Consider the following 22,317-nt stretch of genomic DNA (forward strand, 5'->3'; position numbering starts at 1 on the left):
GAGGAAAGTAACACGGGTGGTGACCTGCACCGGCCTCTTCGCGGGCTTGCCCGCGAAGAGGCCGGTGCAGGTGCTAGAGAACGACCGTCCGGTTGGCGTTCAGGAACACCCGCCGCTCGATGTGATAACCCACGGCCCGCGCCAGCGTCAGGCACTCGATATCACGCCCTTTGGCAATCAGGTCTTCCGGGTAATGGCTGTGGTCCACCACCTCCACGCCCTGGGCAATGATCGGCCCTTCATCCAGGTCGTTGTTGATGTAGTGCGCCGTGGCACCCACCATCTTCACGCCCTTGTTATACGCCTGGTGATAAGGCTTGGCGCCTTTGAACCCTGGCAGCAACGAGTGGTGAATGTTGATCGCCCAGCCATCCAGGCGCCTGCACAACTCGGGCGACAGCACCTGCATGTAGCGAGCGAGGATAACCAGCTCTGCGCCAGTCTCCTCGATCACCTGCAGCACCTTGCGCTCTTGCCCAGGCTTGTCCTTGGGGTCGAGCGCAAAGTGGTAGTAGGGAATCTTGTGCCAATGCGCCAGTGGCTCGAGATCAGGGTGGTTGGACACCACCGCAACCACATCCATGCCCAGCTGGCCGATGCGCTGGCGATACAGCAGGTCGTTCAGGCAGTGATCGGCCTTGGACACCATGATCACCACCTTGGGGCGGTGATTCGGTGCGGTCAGCTCGAACGCCATGCCGAACGCTTCGCTGCGCTCGGCAAGGCCGACCCGGAAGCCGGCCTCGTCGAAATCATCCGGCTGGCGGAACTCCACGCGAATGAAGAAGCGCCCCGACTGCCGGTCATCGAAGGAGTGGTGCTCCGTCACGTAGCAGCGCTGCTCGAAGAGGTAACGCGTCACCACGTCGACGGTGCCGAGCATGCTCGGGCAGTCGGCGGTGAGAATCCAGGTATCCGGTGCCCGACTCATGTTCTGCGCTCCTTAGGCTTCGATGCTCAGACCGTACTCGGCCGAAGCGTCCTGCAGCCACAGCCACCAGTAGTCGGCGAAGCTGCGGCGAATCACCAGTTCCCAGGTGTCTTCGGCGGTGCGGCGGATCACCAGTTGCGACTTGGCGAACACGGTGCCCACAGCCTTGCCCACCGGGAAGTTGTTCGGGTGAACATCATAGCTGGTGGATTTCATCAGCACTTCACGCACGTTGGGGCCGCGCAGTTCCAGCAGGCTTTGCCCGCCGCTCACGTTCACCACCTGGATGTGCTGGCCTTCAAGGGCTGCACGCAGCTTTTGTTCGACCGCCAGTTCCTGGCCACCGGGCACGATCAGCAGCCATTCATCCGGGCCGACCCATTGCAGCGACATGTCGTTGTTGGCGACCACGGTCAGGGCCACCGGCAGCTCCAGGCCCAGGGCCTTGTGCACGCCTGCGGCGAATTCCGGGTTGTGGCCATCGCCGCGAAGGGTGAGGTGGCCAAGGAACTTGCGTTCACGCAGGGTCACGCCTGCGTTCTTGCGGCCTTTGCCAACCAGGCTGGCCAGGTCGGCGTGGTGGAGGGGCGACTGGGCCTTGGCCTCGGCGCCGGGGTTTTGCTGGAAGACGTTGATAGCGCTCATTTCTTACCTGCCTTGAATTCTTGTTCGTCAGGGCAGCGCAGCACCGTTTTTTGGGCTGCGCCGCTATCCGGGGGCCTTTAGACGTTCTGCCGCTCACCCTTCGGATCGAAGAACACCGAAGACACGATCTCCGCCTCGATCACGCTGCCATCCGCCTGCGGCGAGTAAACGCGCTCGCCCATGCGCTTGAGGCCGCCTTTGACCACGCCCATGGCGAACGAGTAGCCCAGGGAGTTGGATGCGTAGCTGGAGGTCACGTGGCCAACCATGTCCATCGGGATCGGCTGTTTCGGGTCGAACACCAGCTGGGCGCCTTCCGGCAGCCACTTGGTCGGGTCGACCGGCTTCAGGCCTACCAGCTGCTTGCGGTTCTCGCGCACGCAGTCTTCACGGTTCATGCCACGCAGGCCGACCCACGAGAACGGCTTGTTGCGGCCCACGCACCAGCTCATGTTCAGGTCGTCCGGGGTCATCGAGCCGTCGGTGTCCTGGCCCACGATGATGAAGCCCTTCTCGGCACGCAGTACGTGCATGGTCTCGGTGCCATACGGGGTCAGGTTGTACTTCTTGCCTGCCTCGATGATCTTTTCCAGCACGCCCATGGCGTAGTTGGCCTGCACGTTCACTTCGTACGACAGCTCACCGGTGAACGAGATTCGGAACACACGGGCTGGCACGCCGCCCACGTTGCCCTCCTTCCAGGTCATGAACGGGAAGGCTTCCTTGTCCATGTCGATGTCGGTCAGCTCGCTCAGCAGCTTGCGGCTGTTGGGGCCGGACAGGGTCATGGTGGCCCAGTGGTCGGTGACCGAAGTGAAGTACACCTTCAGCTCTGGCCATTCGGTCTGGTGGTACAGCTCCATCCACTGCAGCACGCGGGCGGCGCCGCCGGTGGTGGTGGTCATGATGAAGTGGTTGTCGCCAACGCAGGCGGTTACGCCATCGTCGAAGACCATGCCGTCTTCCTTGCACATCAGGCCGTAGCGGGCCTTGCCCACGTCGAGCTTGGTCCAGGCGTTGGTGTAGATGCGGTTGAGGAACTCGCGCGCGTCCGGGCCCTGGATGTCGATCTTGCCCAGGGTGGAGGCGTCCAGCAGGCCCACGCTGTCGCGCACGGCCTTGCATTCGCGGGCCACGGCGGCATGGATGTCTTCACCGGCTTTCGGGAAGTACCACGGACGCTTCCACTGGCCGACGTCTTCGAACTCGGCGCCGTTCTTCACATGCCAGGCATGCAGGGCGGTGAAGCGAACGGGCTCGAACAGGTGGCCACAGTGACGGCCCGCTACGGCGCCGAAGGTAACCGGCGTGTAGTTGGGGCGGAACATGGTGGTGCCCATTTCCGGGATGGTGATGCCGATCGAACGGGCGGCGATGGCCAGGCCGTTGATGTTGCCCAGTTTGCCCTGGTCGGTACCGAAGCCCAGCGCGGTGTAGCGTTTGACGTGCTCGACCGACTCGAAGCCTTCACGGGTGGCCAGTTCGATACCGGCGGCGGTCACGTCGTTCTGTTGGTCGACGAACTGCTTCGGCCCCTTGGTGCCTTTGTCGTGCGGCACCAGGAACAGCGCCACGGTGGCCTCTTCCTTGCGTGCAACGGTTTTTGGCAGGGTGCCGACGGTTGCCTTGAAGCCTGCTTCGGTGGCTGCGCGTACGCCGCCTTCGAAACCATCGGCAATCACGTCGCCAAGGGCGTACACGCCATTGATCCCACCCACGCACTCGCGTTTCTGCGGCGCATCGCCCGGCACGAAGCCGAGGATATCGTCACGCCATACCGGGCGACCGCCCAGGTGCGAGGCCAAGTGAACGATCGGGCTGTAGCCACCGGAGCTTGCAATCAGGTCGCACTCAAGGGTTTCGCCTGGGCTGGTGACTTTGTGCGCCTGCACATCGATGGCGGCGACGCGGGCGCCAGTGACGTGCTTGCTGCCTTTGGCTTCGACCACAGCGCTGGAGGTAAGGATGCGAATGCCTTTGGCACGTGCCTCTTCAACCAGCGAACCACGTGGGTTGTGGCGGGCGTCGGCAATGGCGACCACTTGCAGGCCGGCGTCGTGCCAGTCCAGCGCGGCGCGATAGGCGTGGTCGTTGTTGGTCGACAGCACCAGCTTGCGGCCCGGGGCCACGCCGTAGCGGCGAACGTAGGTAGAAACAGCACCGGCCAGCATGTTGCCCGGCACGTCGTTGTTGCCGTACACCAGCGGGCGCTCGTGGGCGCCGGCAGCCAGTACCACGCGTTTAGCGCGTACACGGTGCACACGGTGGCGTACCTGGCCGATCGGGGCGCGGTCGCCGAGGTGGTCGGTGAGGCGCTCGTGAATGGTCAGGAAGTTATGGTCGTGGTAGCCGTTGACCGTGGCGCGCGGCAGCAGGGTCACTTCCGGCAGACCTTCCAGCTCTTTGACCACAGCGCTGACCCAATCGGCAGCGGGCTTGCCGTCGAGGGTTTCGCGGGTGTCGAGCAGGCTGCCGCCGAACTCTTCTTGCTCGTCGGCCAGGATCACACGGGCACCGCTACGCGCAGCCGCCAGTGCAGCGGCCAGGCCAGCAGGGCCGGCACCCACGATCAGCACGTCGCAGTGCTGGTTCATGTAGTCGTAGCTGTCCGGGTCGTTCTGCAGCGGCGCTCGGCCAAGGCCGGCTGCCTTGCGGATGTACTTCTCGTACGTCATCCAGAACGATTTCGGGTACATGAAGGTTTTGTAGTAGAAGCCCGGCGGCATCATGCTGCCGCCCACCTTGCCCAGGATGCCCATGACGTCGTTGTTGACGTTCGGCCAGCCGTTGGTGCTGGTGGCAACAAGGCCTGCGTACAGCGCCTGCTGGGTGGCACGCACGTTCGGGATCTGGGTGGCTTCGCTGGAGCCGATCTGCAGGATGGCGTTCGGCTCTTCGGTACCCGAGGCGATGATGCCGCGTGGGCGCGAGTACTTGAAGCTGCGGCCAACGATGTCGACGCCGTTGGCCAGCAACGCGGCGGCCAGGCTATCACCGGCATAACCCTGGTAGGTCTTGCCGTTGAAGCTGAAGTTCAGGACCTTGCTGCGGTCGATACGGCCGCCGCTGGCGAGGCGATAGGTCTGGCTCATACTTTTTCCCCTTGGCCTTTGACGGTCGACGGTGCACTCGCGGCTTTACCGTTGGCGGTCACTTGCGGCTTCTCGCCAATCTTGTAGGTTTCCAGAATCTCGTAGGTCACGGTGTCGCGGGTGACGTTGAAGTACTGGCGGCAGCCGGCAACGTGGTCCCACAGTTCATGGTGAATCCCGCGTGGGTTGTCGCGGTAGAACATGTAGGTACCCCACTCCTCGTCGGAGCAGGCGTTAGGGTCCAGCGGGCGGGCGATGTGCGCCTGGCCAGAGGCGTGGAACTCTTCTTCGGAGCGCAGCTCGCCGCAGTGGGGACAGAAAATATGCAACATGACGGTGTCTCCGGTTAGTGGGCGACGGCGGCGGCGCCGTGTTCGTCGATCAGTGCGCCGTTGTAGAAACGGTCCATGGAGAACGGCGCGGCCAGTGGGTGCATTTCGCCCTTGGCCAGGCTCGCGGCGAAGACGTTGCCCGAACCCGGGGTCGCCTTGAAGCCGCCAGTACCCCAACCGCAGTTGAAGAACATGTTCTTGACCGGGGTCTTGGTGATGATCGGGCAGGCGTCCGGCGAGGTATCCACGATGCCGCCCCACTGGCGGTTCATGCGAACACGCGACAGGTTGGGGAACATTTCGACGATGGCCTGCAGGGTGTGCTCGATCACCGGGTACGAACCGCGCTGGCCGTAGCCGACCCAGCCGTCGATGCCGGCACCGATCACCAGGTCGCCCTTGTCGGACTGGCTGATGTAGCCGTGTACGGCGTTGGACATGATCACGCTGTCGATGATCGGCTTGATCGGCTCGGATACCAGCGCTTGCAGCGGGTGCGATTCCAGCGGCAGGCGGAAGCCGGCCAGCTTGGCCATGTGCCCGGAGTTACCGGCGGTGACCACGCCGACGCGCTTGGCGCCGATGAAGCCTTTGTTTGTTTCCACACCGATAACCGCGCCGTTTTCCTTGCGGAAGCCGATCACTTCGGTTTGCTGGATCAGGTCAACGCCCAGGGCGTCGGCAGCACGGGCGAAGCCCCAGGCCACGGCGTCGTGACGGGCCACGCCGCCACGGCGCTGTACGGTGGCGCCCAGGATCGGGTAGCGGGTGTTCTTGGAGCAGTCCAGGTACGGGATTTCTGCGGCAACCTGGGCGGTGTTCAGCAGCTCGCCATCCACGCCGTTCAGGCGGTTGGCGCTGACGCGGCGCTCGGAGTCACGCATGTCCTGCAGGGTGTGGCACAGGTTGTACACACCGCGCTGGGAGAACATGACGTTGTAGTTCAGGTCCTGGGACAGGCCTTCCCACAGCTTCATGGCGTGCTCGTACAGGTGCGCCGACTCGTCCCACAGGTAGTTGGAACGCACGATGGTGGTGTTACGGGCGGTGTTGCCGCCGCCCAGGTAGCCCTTCTCAATCACGGCGACGTTGGTGATGCCGTGCTCTTTGGCCAGGTAATAGGCCGTGGCCAGGCCATGGCCGCCACCGCCGACGATAACCACGTCGTACACCTTTTTAGGGGTGGGCGTGCGCCACATGCGCTGCCAGTTTTCGTGGTGGCTGAGGGAGTGTTTGAAAAGGCCGAAGCCCGAGTAGCGTTGCATGGTCGTTTACTCCACTCAGCGGTAAACAGGGAAATCGGCGCACAGGGCCGCGACGTTCTTCGCCACATCGGCTTCGACGTCTGCATCACCGAGGTTGTCGAGGATGTCGCAGATCCAGCCGGCCAGGGCCACACACTGGGCAACCTTGAAGCCACGGGTGGTGACGGCCGGGGTGCCGATGCGCAGGCCCGAGGTGACGAACGGCGACTGCGGGTCGTTCGGCACGGCATTCTTGTTGACAGTGATGTGCGCGCGGCCCAGGGCGGCGTCGGCGTCTTTGCCGGTGAGGCCCTGGCGAATCAGGCTGACCAGGAACAGGTGGTTGTCGGTACCACCGGAAACCACGTCATAGCCACGGTCGATGAACACCTGGGCCATGGCCTGGGCGTTTTCGATCACTTGTTGCTGGTACGCCTTGAAGCTTGGCTCCAGTGCTTCCTTGAAGCACACGGCCTTGGCGGCGATCACGTGCATCAGCGGGCCGCCCTGGGCGCCCGGGAATACGGCGGCGTTCAGCTTTTTTTCGATCTCTTCGTTCGACTTGGCCAGGATCAGGCCACCACGTGGGCCGCGCAGGGTCTTGTGGGTGGTGGTGGTCACCACGTCGGCGAACGGGATCGGGTTCGGGTACAGGCCAGCGGCAACCAGGCCGGCTACGTGGGCCATGTCGACGAACAGCAGCGCACCGACCTTGTCGGCAATGGCGCGGAAGCGTGGGAAGTCGAGGGTTTTGGAGTAGGCCGAGAAGCCGGCAACGATCATTTTCGGTTTGTGCTCGACGGCCAGGCGCTCGACTTCGTCGTAGTCGATCAGGCCGGTGTTGGTGTCGATGCCGTACTGAACAGCGTTGTACAGTTTGCCCGAGGACGACACTTTAGCGCCGTGGGTCAGGTGGCCGCCGTGGGCCAGGCTCATGCCGAGGATGGTGTCGCCGGCCTGCAGCAGGGCCAGGTAGACAGCGCCGTTGGCCGACGAGCCGGAGTGCGGCTGGACGTTGGCGTAGTCGGCGCCGAACAGCTGCTTGGCGCGTTCGATGGCCAGGGCTTCTACCTTGTCCACGTGCTCGCAGCCACCGTAGTAGCGCTTGCCCGGGTAGCCTTCGGCGTACTTGTTGGTCAGGCCGCTGCCTTGGGCCTGCATGACGCGCTTGCTGGTGTAGTTCTCCGAGGCGATCAGCTCGATGTGATCTTCCTGGCGCTGTTCTTCGGCATTCATCGCCGCCAGCAGTGCGTCGTCGTAACCCTGGATCTGGTCTTGCTTGCTGAACATCGTGTATCTCCCGGCAGCGATCGTTTTTTGTCGTGGGGCACTCTGGCCCTTTGTGGCGATGTTATGACTGGTCGGGGTGGGTCAGATGCCTGCGCACGCCTTGCAATGGCGCGTTTACGACATTCGTTTTTTTGCTGCTGCTGGCGGCCTCTTCGCGGGCAAGCCCGCTCGCACAGGTACGGCGGCGATCTGAAGGTTTGTGCTACCCCTGTGGGAGCGGGCTTGCCCGCGAAAAGGCCACCACCGACAACCCAAAATCGAGCCTGTGCACAGCTTGTATAGGCAACTGCTGAATCGATGGTTTAGAGTGCTGTTCTGCGTCGTTCACAGGACCGTGTCATGACAGATAAGAGCCAACAATTCGCCAGCGACAACTATTCCGGCATCTGCCCCGAAGCCTGGGCAGCAATGGAAAAGGCCAACCACGGCCACGATCGCGCCTACGGCGACGACCAGTGGACCGAGCGCGCCTCGGAATACTTCCGCAACCTGTTCGAAACCGACTGCGAGGTGTTCTTCGCCTTCAACGGTACCGCTGCCAACTCCCTGGCCCTGGCCTCGCTGTGCCAGAGCTACCACAGCGTCATCTGCTCCGAGACCGCCCACGTCGAGACCGACGAATGCGGTGCGCCGGAGTTCTTCTCCAACGGTTCCAAGCTGCTGACGGCGGCCAGCGTCAACGGCAAGCTGACGCCGGAATCCATCCGTGAAGTGGCCCTCAAACGCCAAGATATCCACTACCCCAAGCCGCGGGTGGTCACCATTACCCAAGCCACCGAAGTAGGCACCGTTTATCGCCCAGATGAGCTCAAAGCGATCAGCGCCACCTGCAAGGAGCTGGGCCTCAACCTGCACATGGACGGCGCGCGCTTTACCAATGCCTGCGCGTTTCTCGGCTGCAGCCCGGCCGAGCTGACCTGGAAAGCCGGTGTAGATGTGCTGTGCTTTGGCGGCACCAAGAACGGCATGGCCGTGGGTGAGGCGATTCTGTTCTTCAACCGCCAGCTGGCCGAAGACTTCGACTACCGCTGCAAGCAGGCCGGGCAACTGGCCTCTAAGATGCGCTTCCTGTCGGCACCGTGGGTGGGCCTGCTGGAAGATGGCGCCTGGTTACGCCATGGCAATCACGCCAACCATTGCGCGCAGTTGCTGGCGTCGTTGGTGAGTGACTTGCCAGGTGTGGAACTGATGTTCCCGGTGGAGGCCAACGGGGTGTTTCTGCAGATGCCGGAGCCTGCGATTGAAGCGCTGCGAGGCAAGGGGTGGCGGTTCTATACCTTTATTGGCAGCGGCGGGGCGCGGTTCATGTGTTCTTGGGATACCGAGGAAGAGCGGGTGCGTGAGCTGGCGGCGGATATCCGCAGCATCATCGGCGCCTGACCCACCGCATCGCGAGCTGCGCTCGCTCCTACGAGGATACGCATTCCCCTGTAGGAGCGAGCGCAGCTCGCGATGCATCCAACACCGATCTAAAGCTTGAATCCCCCCATCTGCCGCGCCAGGTCATCCGCCAGCCCACGCAACGCCTGGCATTCCTCGCGACAGCCCTGAACTTCGGCAGCCGTCTCCCGCGCCAGATCTGAAATCCCCTGCACCGTGCGGTTGATTTCTTCAGTCACCGCAGACTGCTCTTCCGTCGCCGTAGCCACCTGATGGTTCATGTCGCTGATGTGCTCTACCTGGTCAGTAATCGCCCCCAGCGAAGCCCCGGTGCGCTGGCTTGATGCCACACCACTGCCAGTCGCCTGCTGCCCCGCTTGCATCGAATTCACCGCCGAACCCGCACCCTGCTTCAGGCGCTGGATCATCTGCTGCACTTCGTCAGTAGACAGCTGCGTGCGCCGGGCCAGTGTGCGCACTTCGTCCGCCACCACGGCAAACCCACGCCCCATCTCCCCTGCCCGTGCAGCCTCGATGGCAGCATTCAGCGCCAGCAAATTGGTCTGTTCGGAAATACTGCGGATTACCGCGAGAACTTCATCGATTGAGGCGACTTCATCGGCCAACTGACTAACTGCATCAGCTGCCTTGCCGATGTCGCCCGACATGCCCTCGATACCACGAATCGAGCGTTGCACCACCTCACGCGCCTGCAAGGCCTCGTCCCGTGCCGACTGCGAGGCCTGCGCTGCATCACCGGCATTGCGGGCTATGTCCTGCACCGTCAGGCCCATCTCGTGCACAGCGGTGGCAACCATCTCGGTCATTTCCTGCTGCCGCCCGGAACGCTCGGCGGTGTTGTCCACCACCTGGGTCACCTGCTCAACCGCCCTGTGCAGCCGTTCGGACGTCTGCAACACCTCACCAATCAGGCTGCGCTGGCTGTCGAGGAAGCGATTGAAGCCACGGGCCAGGTCACCCAGTTCGTCCTGGCGCGTGCCATCCAGACGATGGCTGAGGTCGCCCCCGCCGCTGCCGATTTGCACCAGTGCCGCGGTAACGCGGCGGATCGGCCGCACCAGACCACGCGCCAGTAGCACCACCAACAGCAGCGACACCAACGCTACAGCACCACCGATCAGACTGGTCAGCCAGACGGCCTGGTGCATTTGCGCGTAGATTTCCGACTCTGGCACTTCGGCCACCAGGGTCCAGTTGAGATCGCGCAGGGGCAAACCAAGCGCCAGGTAGCGTTCGCCGTCACGGCTGAAGCGGCTGCTGCGCAGGCCTTCGCTTCCCGTCATGACACCCTTGGCTGCGTCCGCGCCAAGCTGCTCGGCAAGTTGGCGCTTGCCACTGAAGGCAGCGTCCGGATGCACCTGGATCAAGCCATCGTTACGCACCAGAAATACTTTGCCGTGTTCGCCGAAACTGAAGTCGTGAATCAGCTTCGACAGCTCGGTCATGCGCAGGCCCATGCCGGCCACGCCCACCAGTTGGCCGTGCTTTTCCACGCGGTAGTCGATGAACAACGCCAGTTCCCCAGTGGCACCATCGATGTCGATGTTGATGAACCGCTCGGCGCCGCTGTCGATGTAGCCGTAAAACCACTTGTCATTGGGGTTGCTGCGGCTGAGGGTGCGGTCCAGGCCATTCTCGTTGTAATAGTGGCCGGTTTCGGTCGAGGCAAACAGGGTGGTGAAAGCCTTGTTGCGCTGCTTGGCGGCGGCCAGGTATTCGATGAATTGCGGGGCCTGGGCGGGGTCTTCGCCAGCAGCCAGCCAGTCGCGCAGCAGGGTGTTGCCGGCAATGTCTGCAGCAGCTACCAGCGGCTGGCCGAGCATGCGCTCGATGTCGTTGCGGATGGCTTCGATGCTGGCTGGCAGCGCAGTGTCGACCAGGTAGCGATCGGTGAGGCGATTGAGCGCCACGGTGAAAATGATGACCACCACCAGGATGCTGGCCAGCAGGGCGGCGCCCATGCTGGTGATCAACTGCCACTGGATGCTTTTACGCCAGATACGCATGCCCTACTCCCCGCACATTATTGTTTTGCGAGAAGTGTATACACTTGCGTATCCAGTTAATCCAGTGATCTGAAGCAATCAGATGTTCCCTGTGGGAGCGGGCTTGCCCGCGAATGCGTCAATGCATTCAGCATCGCATTCGCGGGTGAACCCGCTCCCACAGGGGGCGGTGCAAGGCTTTATTGCTCGGCAATGGTCCGCACGATGGCGTCCACCGTGGCGTCGATCTGCGCCTGGGTACGTGCCAGGGTTTGCTGGTGTTCTTTCTGCAGTTCAACCTGCCTGGAGCACAGGTTAAGGGCAGCCAGCACCAGCAGTTTGTCACCGATCAGGGTCGGATACTGACGCTTGGTCTCGTTCAGGGCGGTGTTGAGCATCCGCACCGCCTGAGCCAGGGTTTCTTCCTGGCCCTCTGGCGCCTTGATCGAATAGTCGATGCCGAGAATCGACACGACATTGACCGGCTGCTCGTGCAATCTCATGCGCCGACAGCGCTGGCGCGCTCAACCAGGGCCTGCAGGCGGGCGGCGGTGCTGCCGTTTTTCTCTTCCTGCTCCATCAGCGACAGTTGCAGGGTTTCGTTCTCTTCCTTGGCCTGCGCCAATTGCGTGCCGAGGGTAGCGTTCTGCTCGGTGAGTTGAGCGTTTTTCTGCATCAGGTCGCTGACCAGTTGCTCGATTTGATTCAGGGAAGCTTCCAGCATGGGTCTATCTCAGGTTGTTGCGAGGGGCGCACACGATAAAGAAAAGTGCCGCCCATCGCCATTAAATATCAGATTCATAAGGTGTCGAACCCGCAGATTGACAGGGTAACGGCCCCCTTGTTCCGACCTGCGTCAACCGCCGGTCAGGAAAAGGTTAGCCCCCTCACAATTTTCACCGGTCGCACTCAAGACTGGCCAGTCACGACCGATAGCCCGGCAAGTCATGTTTTGTCGCACTCTGCGCACCTTACTTCCCCTTGCCTGGACCCTCCTCTCCATGTCTCTACGCAACATGAACATTGCCCCGCGCGCGCTGCTGGGCTTCGCGCTGATCGGCCTGCTGATGCTTGGCCTTGGTGTCTTCTCGCTGATACAGATGGGCAACATCCGCCAGGCCGGCGTGGCTATCGAGCAGGTCAGCGTGCCCAGCATCAAGATCCTCGACGAGCTCACCGCGCTGAACCTGCGCATGCGCACCCTCTCCTACCGCCTGCTGCTCAACCGCGAGCCGGACACCCAGCGCGACACCCTCAACCTGCTGGACCAGCGCAACAGCCAGATCGACCGCGCACGCCAGGCCTACCTGCCGATGATCGGCGCCGCCGACGAACAGGCCGCGTTCGACCAGTATGGCCAGTTGCTCAACCAGTACCGCCAGCTGGAGTCGCGCATGCGCACCCTGAGCCAGGCCGACCGCCTGGACGAACTGCGCGACCTGCTGAACCGCGATCTGCTGGCCAACTCCGAGCAGATCAACAAGGTCATGGACACCCTGGTGCGCATCAACACCGACCAGACCCGCGCCACCAACGAGAAGGCTGCCAACCAGTACGCGGCGGCTTTTGCCCTGGTGATCGGCCTGCTGGTAGCCGCAACCGTGCTGACCTTCGCCTGCGCCTTCCTGCTGACTCGCAGCATCGTCAAACCGATCGAGGAAGCGCTCAAGAGCGCCGAGCAGGTCGCCGACGGTGACCTGACCCACATCATCCGCGCCGAAGGCACCGACGAAGCCGCCCGGCTGCTGCGCGCCATGGCCCGCATGCAGGACAAACTGCGCGACACCCTGCAGCAGATTGCCGGCTCGGCCACGCAGCTGGCCTCAGCAGCCGAAGAGCTGAATGCCGTCACCGACGAAAGTGCCCGTGGCTTGCAACAGCAGAACAACGAGATTGAACAGGCCGCCACAGCCGTTACTGAAATGACCAGCGCTGTCGAAGAAGTGGCGCGCAATGCCGTCAGCACTTCTGAAGCGTCCAGTGAAGCCAGCCGCTCCACCGGCGACGGTCGTGACCTGGTGATGGAAACCGTGGGTGCCATCGAGCGCATGAGCGGTGATGTGCAAGCCACTGCCAAACTGATTACCCACCTGGCCGAACAGTCGCGTGACATCGGCAAGGTACTCGACGTGATCCGTGGCCTGGCAGATCAGACCAACCTGCTGGCGCTGAACGCTGCCATCGAAGCAGCGCGAGCCGGTGAGGCGGGCCGTGGTTTTGCCGTTGTGGCAGATGAAGTGCGTGCGCTGGCCCACCGTACCCAGCAGTCGACCAGCGAAATCGAGCGCATGATCGGCAGCATCCAGGGCGGTACGGAAGAAGCGGTGGAGTCGATGCGCACCAGCACCGAACGCGCCGAATCCACCCTGAACATCGCCCGTGGTGCGGGCATGGCGCTGGATACCATTGCCGGGGCGGTGGCGCAGATCAACGAGCGCAACCTGGTGATTGCCAGCGCGGCGGAAGAACAGGCGCAGGTGGCGCGGGAAGTGGACCGCAACCTGGTGAACATCAATGACCTGTCGGTGCAGAGTGCAACCGGGGCACATCAGACCAGTGCGGCGAGTGCCGAATTGTCGCGGTTGGCCGTGGACCTCAATGGCCTGGTAGCCCGTTTCCGCACCTGAAAAGCAGCTACAAGCTTCAAGCTATAAGCCATAAGAAAAAGCAGGCCGCGCACAGGCCTGCTTTTTCTTGAAGCTTGAAGCTTGAGCTCAATAGTCGATCCGCACATCCCCTTTCGGCACGCTGCAGCACGACAGGATATACCCCTCGGCTTCATCCTCTTCGGTAATGCCGCCGTTGTGCTCCATCGCCACCTCACCACCCAGCTTGAGCACCTTGCAGGTGCCGCAAATGCCCATGCCGCAGGCTTTCGGGATCATCAAGCCAACCTTGGCCGCCGCCGCATGCACGGTCTCGCCCGGGGCGACGCGGATGCTTTTCTCGCTGCCGATGAACTCCACCAGATTGAGGTCGGAAACATCCAGCTCCGGTGCATCGGCCGCCTGCTCGGCGTGCTCCACTGCATCGGCCTTGGCCTCGGCCGGTGTCGCGCCGAACGACTCCTCGTGGTAGTTCTTCATGTCGAAGCCGACCGCTTCGAGCATGCGCTTGACCGCCGTCATGTAGGGCGTCGGGCCGCAGCAGAACACCACACGGTCCATGTAGTCCGGGGCAATCAGCTCCATCAGGCGCTGGTTCAGGTAACCGCGATACCCCGCCCACGGCTCGCCCAGGCCATGCTTCTCGCAAATGATGTGCAGGCTGAAGTTGGGGATTCGCGACGCCATCTGTTCCAGCTCGCGGTGGTAGATGATGTCCTTCGGCGAGCGGGCACTGTGCACGAATACCATGTCGACGTTGGCGTTGGTGTCGTAGAACCAACGTGCCATCGACATGACTGGGGTAATGCCCACGCCGCCCGACAGGTACAACACCTTGCCTGCAGGAAAATCGATGGCGTTGAACAGCCCCACCGGGCCATGCACCGGCAGCTCGGCGCCTTCGTGCATGGTGTCGTGCAGGAAATTGGACACCAGGCCGCCCGGCACACGCTTGACGGTGATCGAAAAGCTGTAGGGCACCGACGGTGAACTGGAGATGGTGTAGGAACGCATCACCGGCTTGCCTTCGATCTCCAGCTCCAGGGTGACGAACTGCCCGGGTTTAAAGAAGAACATGATCGGCTGATCGGCCATGAAGCAGAAAGTGCGCACGTCCCAGGTCTCCTGGATGACCTTGACGCAGCGCACGATGTGGCGGCCGTTGGCCCAGGTCTGGGTGGTGACCGGATTGAGGAAGGTATCGGACATGTTCATCTCCAGCAGCCGACTATTGGGCTTTTTATGGCTTGGATAATGCGCAAGCCGAGGGCGATGCACATTCCTGCCAGCGACATCGGCGTGCTTATCGCGACCAGCCCCGCGCTACAAGGGCTGGGGCGTCGTTATTCACATCGGCCATGTCGCCCATGGATACGGTTCGCGGCGGCTTCGGACGCACACTCCACGGCAAAACAACTAGCCTGCTGTTGAAACAAAGAGCCGTGAGAGCAGCCTTGCGGCAACAACAACGATTAGCCACCTTTTGCCGGCCGCACACGGCCCCGAGGAATACACGATGGACGTCACCGCAACCCTGAGCCTGGGCGATCCACTGGAACCTGCACGCAAGGCCACCGCCGAGATGCTGCAGACCCGCGAGCGCACCTACTCGCTGCCCCAGCCTTTCTACACCGACGAGCGTCTGTTCCAGATCGACATGCAGGAGATCTTCCAGAAAGAATGGCTGATCGCCGGCATGACTTGCGAAATTCCGGCGAAAGGCAACTACATCACCCTGCAGATCGGCAACAACCCGATCCTGGTGGTGCGTGGCGCCGAAGGTAAAGTGCACGCTTTCCACAACGTCTGCCGCCACCGCGGTTCGCGTTTGTGCGTCAGCGACAAGGGCAAAGTGGCCAAGCTGGTGTGCCATTACCACCAGTGGACCTACGAGCTGGACGGCCGCCTGCTGTTCGCCGGCACCGAAATGGGCGCCGACTTCGACATGAAGCAGTACGGCCTAAAGCCGGTGAGCGTGAAGGTGGCCGGCGGCTACATCTTCATCAGCCTGGCGGAAAACCCGCCTGCCATCGACGAGTTCCTGGCCACCCTGGAACACTACATGGAACCGTACGACATGGAGAACACCAAGGTGGCGGTGCAAACCACCTTGATGGAAAAGGCCAACTGGAAGCTGGTGCTGGAAAACAACCGCGAGTGCTACCACTGCAGCGGTTCGCACCCGGAGCTGCTGCAAACCCTGCTGGAGTGGGACGACACCAACGACCCGCGCGCCAGCCAGGAATTCAAGGACCACGTGGCCGCCTCGGCAGCTGCGTGGGAAGCCGAGAAAATTCCGTACCTGCACAAGAGCCACGGCCTGCGTAACCGCATCGTGCGCATGCCGCTGCTCAAGGGCACGGTATCGATGACCATGGATGGCAAGCAGGCCTGCCAGAAGCTGATGGGTCGCATCAAGAACCCGGACCTGGGCTCGATGCGCATCCTGCACCTGCCGCACTCGTGGAACCACTGCATGGGCGACCACATGATCGTGTTCACCGTGTGGCCGATCAGCGCTCAAGAGACCATGGTCACCACCAAGTGGCTGGTGCACAAGGACGCCGTGGAAGGCGTGGACTACGACCCGGAGCGTATGCGCAAGGTGTGGGACGCCACCAACGACCAGGACCGCCGTCTGGCGGAAGAGAACCAGCGTGGGATCAACTCCACAGCGTATCAGCCTGGGCCTTACTCGAAGACTTACGAGTTTGGTGTGGTGAACTTCATTGACTGGTACAGCGGGCGGATGCTGAATAATCTTGGGGCGGAGCCTGCGGCGTATCTTAAGGAAGTGCAGGCACAATAATGTGCGCCAACCAAGCCTGTGGGTAACTCACAGGCTTGGTTATTCTCACATTCCGCCCCGAATATTCACTACCTCATCCGTAGATGAAAATATATTAGGTGAACCCTTCGAGGTGGAATCCTTCCTGGCGACTTCATTCTCGACCGAATAAACCGACACCTTCGGTTTTTTTTCGGGGCTGTTTGGTGGCGTTTTCTTGTCCTTTTTCTTCTCGACTCGTCCCTTGAAAATCGTTCTAAGATTCGAGCTAACGTTTTTATTGACGCCCTGCCAGATCGCCGATCGATTGTCCCAGAGTGCCTTGACCACGCGAGTCCCCCCACCCGCAAGCAGCAGGGTGGTTCCAGCTGCAGAAACATAAGGGGCTACCGTGACCCCGGCAAAACCAAGCCCAGCCCCCACTACAGTGGTGGTAGACCCGAGCAATGCTAGCCGGGTGGCATTAACCGCAAGCCCCCCTTTCGGCGTTGGACCAATCATGAGCGCCGTAGGCGAGACAACATGTAGCGCCGTAGTCAGTGCGCGTTGCACCAGCGGTATCGGCACTTTGCCACTGGGATCAACATGGTTCACCGGATCGGCACCACAGTAGTTGTACGCATTGAGGCCGCCCTCACCGAACGGGCTCAATGCATCTGCCCCGTGAAAGCGCATGATCCCAGGATTGAACTGACGATGGCCATTCCCTAGGTGGTAACAACCCGTCAGGCTATCTCTCGGCTCACCGCAGAAAGCACTCATCGGACCACCCTGGATGGCAGCCTCCCCATAGGCTGTGTATGCCCTCCCGGTATCGACCGAATCCATGAGGACAGAACGCTGCAGATCAGTTGCTAACAAGCGTGCAAAACTCATGACGTAGCCCTCCAAAACCATTGATGGAACGCTAGTAGCCCTGACACCGATTAGAAACTGGCAAAAATGACAGGTGACAAAGAGTATTTTGTCCACAGGCCAATCCAAAGGCCCGTTAAAAAAGGGCTGCACAATAGACTGGTTGTTTGTGTCCATGGGTTGTCGATTTTTTGATCAAAATACTGGAAGCCCCATGGGTAGAGGCCTAGCGATCAATACGAACACTTTGTCCACAGAGACACCAACAAAGAATGTGGGAAAGAACAGTCCGAATCGAAGCAGGCTGTGGAAAAGTCCCCTGAAGCTTGAAATTCCAAGTGTTACAGAGACTTTGAGGATACCTGATCAAAAAATGCTCAATTTCATCCACGTCAGAAAATTCAAAGCTTTCAGCGAAGGACAAACATATTATCCACAGACCGACTAACAACGGATGTGGGCAAATTTATCTAGGTAAGGAGCCTGCTGCTCCCACCATCCAAATTGGAGGGTGATCATTTTTCAACCAAAACCTTGCACAGCCCGTATTACATGGCCCCCAGCCATGCGCCAACACTTTATCCACACCTTGACGAACAGATTCCGTGGGCAAAACAAACGCGTACCTGGTATTTCTGCCAGTTCCGCCAAATCCAGTGAGGTGATTGGGTAGTAGCCACTCCTTTGGCATTACTCAGGAGTGACTTATGCACAGCCGCCAGGAGGGCACTGTGAAGTGATTCGATGAAAAGCGGGGGATTGGGGTGATCAGCAGCAAAGGGCAGCGTAGGGATTACCTGATTTTGCGCTGCGCCGCAGTAAATGTGGTGTTGTCGAAGGGGGAGCGGGTGTTATTCGATCCTGTGAGCGAGGCGCTGGGCTGTTGGGCGTTCAATGTGGTGAAGCGATAGCGATTGGTCAGACAAAAATGGGTGAAGGTTTGCGCAATCCCTGTGGGAGCGGGCTTGCCCGCGAACACCGGCCAAGCCGGTGCCATACACTGCGTCAGGTTCTTCGCGGGCAAACCCGCTCCCACAGGGTGACCTACATCCCTTCAACTTCAGCGAAGTACGCCCTCTTCCACCAACAGCTTGAGAATGGCCTCGGCACCTTCCTGTGGCGAAACATCCTTCAGCACCTTGCCGCCGCCGCCACTGGCCTTGGCCGTCGCGGCCTTCATCCGGTCGGCACCACTCTTGGCCTTGATCACCTTCAGCCGCTTGGGCCGCGGGCGCGCCGGTTGCAGTTCGGCTTCAGCCAGCAGTTCGTCTTCGACGATGGCCACGTTGCGTGCCGCTAGCACACCCCGGCGCGCCGGCCCGAAGGCACTCTGGCGCGGCTTGGGCGCTGCGTTGTCCACAGTGGCTAACAACGGCAGGCGCACTTTCAGCCGGCGCCGCTGACCACGTGGCAACGCTTGCAGCACCTGGGCGGTGCCATTGTCGATCGACTCCACCTCGGCCAACCCCACAATCAATGGCCAGCCGAGCTTTTCTGCCAGCAGGAAGGGCAACATACCCGACCCCTCACCCGTCTCTGCCTGGCTGCCGGTCAGCACCAGCTGCGCCCCAGCGTCGCGCAGGTAATCCCCGAGCACGCCCAGCACATCGGCGCCAGCCGGTTGCTCCAGCACGTCCAGGTGGTCCAGGCCCATGCCCAGATAAGCGCGCAGTGCCTCTTCGCGCGGGTCGCCGGCATGCACCACTTGCAAGTTATCCCCAGCCAGCTGCAACCCCAGTTCCACAGCACGGGCATCCTGCTCGGCGCGGCGGGCGCGGCCGGAGCTTGGGTGGGCACCGATGGAAACCAGGCTGATCACTTTCGTACTCATGCTCGTGCCCTTATGCCGCGTCGCGCTGGCCGCCGCTGCGGAAGTTGTCCACAGCCTCGATCAGTGCCTTGAGAATCGCCGAGCTGTCGCCAATCACCGACAGGTCGGCCCGTTTGATCATGTCGCAGCCAGGGTCCATGTTGATCGCCACCACCTTGTCGCAGGCGCCAATGCCCTGCAGGTGCTGGATCGCGCCCGAGATACCCACAGCCACATAAACCCGCGCGGTCACCCAGGTACCGGTAGCACCCACCTGGCGGTTGCGCGGCATGAAGCCGTCGTCCACCGCCACCCGCGAGGCGCCTTCGGTGGCGCCAAGGGCCGCGGTAGCCTTGTGGTACAGGTCCCAGTCCTTGACCCCGTTGCCGCCCGAGACGATGAATTCGGCTTCGGCCATGGCAATGGTGGCCGGGTCCACGGCCACCGAGCCGAGGTCTTCAATGCGCGAGAGGCTGCGCGCCACGCTTGTGGACAACTCCACCGGCAGCGCTTCGTGACGGGTTTCGCTGACCGGCTCGGCGCATTCGGCTGCGGCCAGGATCAAGCGTGGCACGGCGCGCTGCAGGTCTTGCTGGCCGGCACCGGCACGGCCGATGCACTGGCCATCCTTGACCTGCCACACCCGCGTCGCCGGGCGTTCGCCCAGTGCCGCGCCCAGGCGCCGGCCCAGCTCCCCGCCACCGGCGCGGCTGTCGGGCAGCAGCCAGTGGCGCGGGGTGAACTGGTTATCCACAGCCCGCAAGCCCTGCACCAGTTGCTCCGGTGCATAACCCTCGAATGCTTCGCCTTCGATGACCAGCAGGCGGTCGACGCCGGCTGTGGAAAAGTTGCTTTCCTTGTGTTCGTTGAACACCACCGCCAACACCGCACCATCGCTGCCAGCCAGGCTGTGGGCCAGACCAAGCAGGTCGCGGTCGTGGCTGCTGAGGCGGCCACCGACCATGTCGGGCACCACGGCAATGTAGAACGCCGGCGCCGGCACCTGGTGCAGCGGCAATTTGACCTCGGCTGCCGCCGTGCGCCGCCCGCCCACACCGGTGCCCTGCTGGGCGCCGCTGCGGTCGATGCGCTTGATGCCGGCCGGGCCGATAAAACCTGCGGTAATCGCATGGGGGTTCTTGCGGATGAGGCCGTTGGGCCCCATCCAGCTGGTCTGTTGTGTTTGCATGGCCGCGTGCAGCGGGTGCAGGCGGTTACGGGCGATCCACTCGGCGCGTGGGTCGCGGCGGATAATGTCGCTCATCAGTGCACCTCCGCAGGTTCACGTTTGGCCGCTTGCGGCTTTGGGGCAGAGGGTGCGTCCTCTTCGATCAGCACGTCGGCCACCAGCTCGGCCAGGTCCTTGATCTGTGGGCGCGGTTCGACCACACCTTCGAGCATGGCGGTGCACTGCGGGCAACCCACAGCCACCAGCTCGGCCTCGGTTTCGCGGATGTCGTCCATGCGCATGTCGGGGATGCGCTGCTTGCCCGGGATATCGGTGATCGGCGCACCGCCACCGCCGCCGCAGCAACGGGAACGGAAGCCCGAACGTTGCATCTCGCGCACTTCGATACCCAACGCCTTGAGCACTTCACGCGGGGCTTCGTACTCGCCGTTGTAACGACCCAGGTAGCACGGGTCGTGGTAGGTGACGCTGCCACCCTTGTGCTGGCCAAGGTTGAGCTTGTTGGCCGCGATCAGTTCGGCGATGTAGGTGCTGTGGTGCTGCACCTGGTACTCGCCGCCCAATGCACCGTATTCGTTCTTCAGCACATGGAAGCTGTGCGGGTCGCAGGTGACGATGCGCTGGAACTTGTACTTGGCCAGGGTCTGGATATTGCGTTTGGCCAGTTGCTGGAAGGTCGCTTCATCGCCCAGACGGCGGGCGACGTCGCCGCTGTCACGTTCTTCCAGGCCGAGCACGGCAAAGTCCACGCCCGAAGCCTTGAGCACTTTGACAAACGAACGCAGGGTGCGCTGGTTGCGCATGTCGAAGGCACCATCACCGACCCAGAACAGCACTTCGGTGGTTTTCACCTCGGACAACAGCTTCAGGTTGAGGTCGGCCGCCCAGTTCATGCGCCCGCCAGGGGCGAAGCCGCCAGGGTTGTCGGTGGCAATCAGGTTGTCCAGCACCTCGGCGCCCTTGTTCGGGGTAGCGCCTTTTTCCAGGGTGAGGTGGCGGCGCATGTCGACGATGGCATCGACGTGCTCGATCATCATCGGGCATTCCTCGACGCAGGCACGGCAAGTGGTGCAAGACCACAGCGTTTCGGCATCGACCAGGCCATTGACGATCGGCTGGTGCGGGTGGCCGCCGTGTTCGCCAATCGGCTTGCCCGGGTACGGGCTGCCGGCGAACTGGGCGTCGGTGCCACCGGCCAGGCCGATGACCATGTCCTGGATGAGTTTTTTCGGGTTCAGCGGCTGGCCGGCGGCAAAGGCCGGACACATGGTTTCACATTTACCGCACTGCACGCAGGCGTCGAAGCCCAGCAGCTGGTTCCAGGTGAAGTCCGCCGGTTTTTCAACGCCCAGCGGCGCGTTCGGGTCTTCCAAGTCCAGCGGCTTGAGGCCGGTGGAACGGCCTCCCCCGAAACGCTCGGCGCGGCGGTGCCAGGCCAGGTGCAGGGCACCGGCGAAGGCGTGTTTCATCGGGCCGCCCCAGGTCATGCCGAAGAACAGCTCCGATACGCCCCACAGCACGCCCAGGCCAAGGATGCCGACCATCACCCAGCCACCGGTGTTGGCAGGCAGGATGCCAGCGACCGGCAAGGTGGCGATGAAGAAGCTCACGGCGAACGCCATCAGGCTCTTCGGCAGACGCATCCACGGGCCTTTGGACAGGCGCGAAGGCGGGTTGAGGCGGCGCTTGAAGACAAAGATGGCGCCACTGAACATGATCACCGTGGCCACCAGCAACGCGTAGCCGAGGATTTTGCTTTGCAGGCCAAAACCGTGCACCACAATAGCCAGCACGGCCGACAGTACGAAGCCGCCTGCGGTGGCCACGTGGGTCTTGGACATGTACTTGTCGCGCTCGACCACGTGGTGCAAGTCCACCAGGTAGCGGCGCGGCATGGCCAGCAGGCCGCCGATCAGGTTGACCTTGCTTGGCCGGCCACGCCGCCACATGCGCACCCGGCGCAGGGCGCCGAGCACTGCCAGGCCAAGGGCAGCGAACAGCAGGATGGGTAGAAGGGTGTTCAACATGGGAGGCTCCCACAACAACAGCTGAATTCTTGCGCCGCCCCAAAGGCCGGCGCGGACCCCTGTAGGAGCGAGCGAAGCTCGCGATAGCGCCCGATCAGACAACCCGGGTGCCAAGGCTGACG

At 62.2% G+C, this 22,317-nt stretch carries 18 protein-coding genes and 1 pseudogene; 3 read left to right on the top strand and 16 right to left on the bottom strand.

The features are described 5' to 3' along the window. Nucleotides 1-73: 73 nt before the first annotated feature. The 6 genes from purU to ACF8R4_RS06640 form a co-directional block, all read right to left on the bottom strand. Nucleotides 74-931 (bottom strand): formyltetrahydrofolate deformylase, encoded by an 858-nt coding sequence (purU, locus tag ACF8R4_RS06615; RefSeq protein WP_060499132.1) that lies wholly within the window; start codon nucleotides 929-931, stop codon nucleotides 74-76. Between the two features lie 12 nt (nucleotides 932-943). Next, nucleotides 944-1,576: a sarcosine oxidase subunit gamma gene (locus ACF8R4_RS06620; RefSeq protein ID WP_016484539.1), complete on the bottom strand. Its 633-nt coding sequence runs from the start codon at nucleotides 1,574-1,576 to the stop codon at nucleotides 944-946. A 77-nt stretch (nucleotides 1,577-1,653) separates the two neighbouring features. After that, nucleotides 1,654-4,668 (bottom strand): sarcosine oxidase subunit alpha, encoded by a 3,015-nt coding sequence (locus ACF8R4_RS06625; protein ID WP_392491948.1) that lies wholly within the window; start codon nucleotides 4,666-4,668, stop codon nucleotides 1,654-1,656. After that, nucleotides 4,665-5,000, bottom strand: a complete 336-nt coding sequence (locus ACF8R4_RS06630; RefSeq protein ID WP_392491950.1) for a sarcosine oxidase subunit delta — start codon at nucleotides 4,998-5,000, stop codon at nucleotides 4,665-4,667. Before ACF8R4_RS06630 ends, ACF8R4_RS06625 begins: the two co-directional genes overlap by 4 nt. 14 nt (nucleotides 5,001-5,014) lie before the next feature. Beyond that, nucleotides 5,015-6,265 (bottom strand): sarcosine oxidase subunit beta family protein, encoded by a 1,251-nt coding sequence (locus tag ACF8R4_RS06635; protein ID WP_003255680.1) that lies wholly within the window; start codon nucleotides 6,263-6,265, stop codon nucleotides 5,015-5,017. A 15-nt stretch (nucleotides 6,266-6,280) separates the two neighbouring features. Continuing rightward, nucleotides 6,281-7,534, bottom strand: coding sequence for a serine hydroxymethyltransferase (locus ACF8R4_RS06640; protein ID WP_392491952.1), 1,254 nt, complete (start codon nucleotides 7,532-7,534; stop codon nucleotides 6,281-6,283). Nucleotides 7,535-7,873: 339 nt separating this feature from the next. On the opposite strand from ACF8R4_RS06640, the gene ACF8R4_RS06645 reads away from it, so the two are divergent. Next, nucleotides 7,874-8,914 (top strand): low specificity L-threonine aldolase, encoded by a 1,041-nt coding sequence (locus ACF8R4_RS06645; RefSeq protein WP_060499134.1) that lies wholly within the window; start codon nucleotides 7,874-7,876, stop codon nucleotides 8,912-8,914. 89 nt (nucleotides 8,915-9,003) lie between these two features. Here ACF8R4_RS06645 and ACF8R4_RS06650 read toward each other — a convergent pair whose 3' ends face one another. The 4 genes and pseudogenes from ACF8R4_RS06650 to ACF8R4_RS06665 all read right to left on the bottom strand — a co-directional run bounded on the left by ACF8R4_RS06650 (nucleotide 9,004) and on the right by ACF8R4_RS06665 (nucleotide 11,644). After that, nucleotides 9,004-9,741 (bottom strand): methyl-accepting chemotaxis protein, encoded by a 738-nt coding sequence (locus ACF8R4_RS06650; protein WP_374754797.1) that lies wholly within the window; start codon nucleotides 9,739-9,741, stop codon nucleotides 9,004-9,006. Between the two features lie 126 nt (nucleotides 9,742-9,867). Then, a pseudogene (gene mcpH / locus ACF8R4_RS06655) lies at nucleotides 9,868-10,941 on the bottom strand (methyl-accepting chemotaxis protein McpH); the annotation flags it as partial. A gap of 179 nt (nucleotides 10,942-11,120) precedes the next feature. Beyond that, nucleotides 11,121-11,423 carry a cell division protein ZapA gene (locus tag ACF8R4_RS06660; protein WP_060499136.1) on the bottom strand — a complete coding sequence of 101 codons (303 nt, stop codon included), beginning with the start codon at nucleotides 11,421-11,423 and terminating at the stop codon, nucleotides 11,121-11,123. Further along, a complete protein-coding gene (locus ACF8R4_RS06665; protein ID WP_060499137.1) occupies nucleotides 11,420-11,644 on the bottom strand; it encodes a hypothetical protein in 225 nt (74 codons plus the stop codon). The genes ACF8R4_RS06660 and ACF8R4_RS06665 overlap by 4 nt, the downstream gene beginning before the upstream one ends. Before the next feature lie 277 nt (nucleotides 11,645-11,921). On the opposite strand from ACF8R4_RS06665, the gene ACF8R4_RS06670 reads away from it, so the two are divergent. Then, nucleotides 11,922-13,547 (top strand): methyl-accepting chemotaxis protein, encoded by a 1,626-nt coding sequence (locus ACF8R4_RS06670; RefSeq protein WP_104833584.1) that lies wholly within the window; start codon nucleotides 11,922-11,924, stop codon nucleotides 13,545-13,547. A gap of 87 nt (nucleotides 13,548-13,634) precedes the next feature. Here the strand turns inward: ACF8R4_RS06670 and gbcB are convergent, their stop codons facing one another. Beyond that, nucleotides 13,635-14,735 (bottom strand): glycine-betaine demethylase subunit GbcB, encoded by a 1,101-nt coding sequence (gene gbcB, locus ACF8R4_RS06675; RefSeq protein ID WP_060499139.1) that lies wholly within the window; start codon nucleotides 14,733-14,735, stop codon nucleotides 13,635-13,637. A 307-nt stretch (nucleotides 14,736-15,042) separates the two neighbouring features. Between gbcB and gbcA the strand changes: the two genes are divergently transcribed. Continuing rightward, entirely contained in the window at nucleotides 15,043-16,335 is a 1,293-nt protein-coding gene (gene gbcA, locus ACF8R4_RS06680; protein WP_060499140.1) for a glycine-betaine demethylase subunit GbcA, read from the top strand. A gap of 45 nt (nucleotides 16,336-16,380) precedes the next feature. On the opposite strand, the gene ACF8R4_RS06685 is transcribed toward gbcA, so the two are convergent. The 5 genes from ACF8R4_RS06685 to dgcB form a co-directional block, all read right to left on the bottom strand. Then, a complete protein-coding gene (locus ACF8R4_RS06685) occupies nucleotides 16,381-17,346 on the bottom strand; it encodes an RHS repeat-associated core domain-containing protein (protein ID WP_186723141.1) in 966 nt (321 codons plus the stop codon). A 616-nt stretch (nucleotides 17,347-17,962) separates the two neighbouring features. Beyond that, on the bottom strand, nucleotides 17,963-18,193 hold the full coding sequence (locus ACF8R4_RS06690; protein WP_164524053.1) for a hypothetical protein: 231 nt from the start codon (nucleotides 18,191-18,193) through the stop codon (nucleotides 17,963-17,965). 36 nt (nucleotides 18,194-18,229) lie between these two features. Continuing rightward, nucleotides 18,230-19,000 carry an electron transfer flavoprotein subunit beta gene (locus ACF8R4_RS06695; protein ID WP_003257512.1) on the bottom strand — a complete coding sequence of 257 codons (771 nt, stop codon included), beginning with the start codon at nucleotides 18,998-19,000 and terminating at the stop codon, nucleotides 18,230-18,232. 10 nt (nucleotides 19,001-19,010) lie between these two features. Next, complete coding sequence (locus ACF8R4_RS06700; protein WP_060499143.1) at nucleotides 19,011-20,243, bottom strand: electron transfer flavoprotein subunit alpha/FixB family protein; 1,233 nt, start codon at nucleotides 20,241-20,243, stop codon at nucleotides 19,011-19,013. Continuing rightward, complete coding sequence (dgcB, locus tag ACF8R4_RS06705; protein ID WP_164524052.1) at nucleotides 20,243-22,195, bottom strand: dimethylglycine demethylation protein DgcB; 1,953 nt, start codon at nucleotides 22,193-22,195, stop codon at nucleotides 20,243-20,245. The genes ACF8R4_RS06700 and dgcB overlap by 1 nt, the downstream gene beginning before the upstream one ends. Nucleotides 22,196-22,317 lie beyond the last annotated feature (122 nt).

Origin of the sequence: Pseudomonas sp. FYR_2 (assembly GCF_043106425.1) — a bacterium.
In the GTDB taxonomy this organism is placed as follows: domain Bacteria; phylum Pseudomonadota; class Gammaproteobacteria; order Pseudomonadales; family Pseudomonadaceae; genus Aquipseudomonas; species Aquipseudomonas monteilii.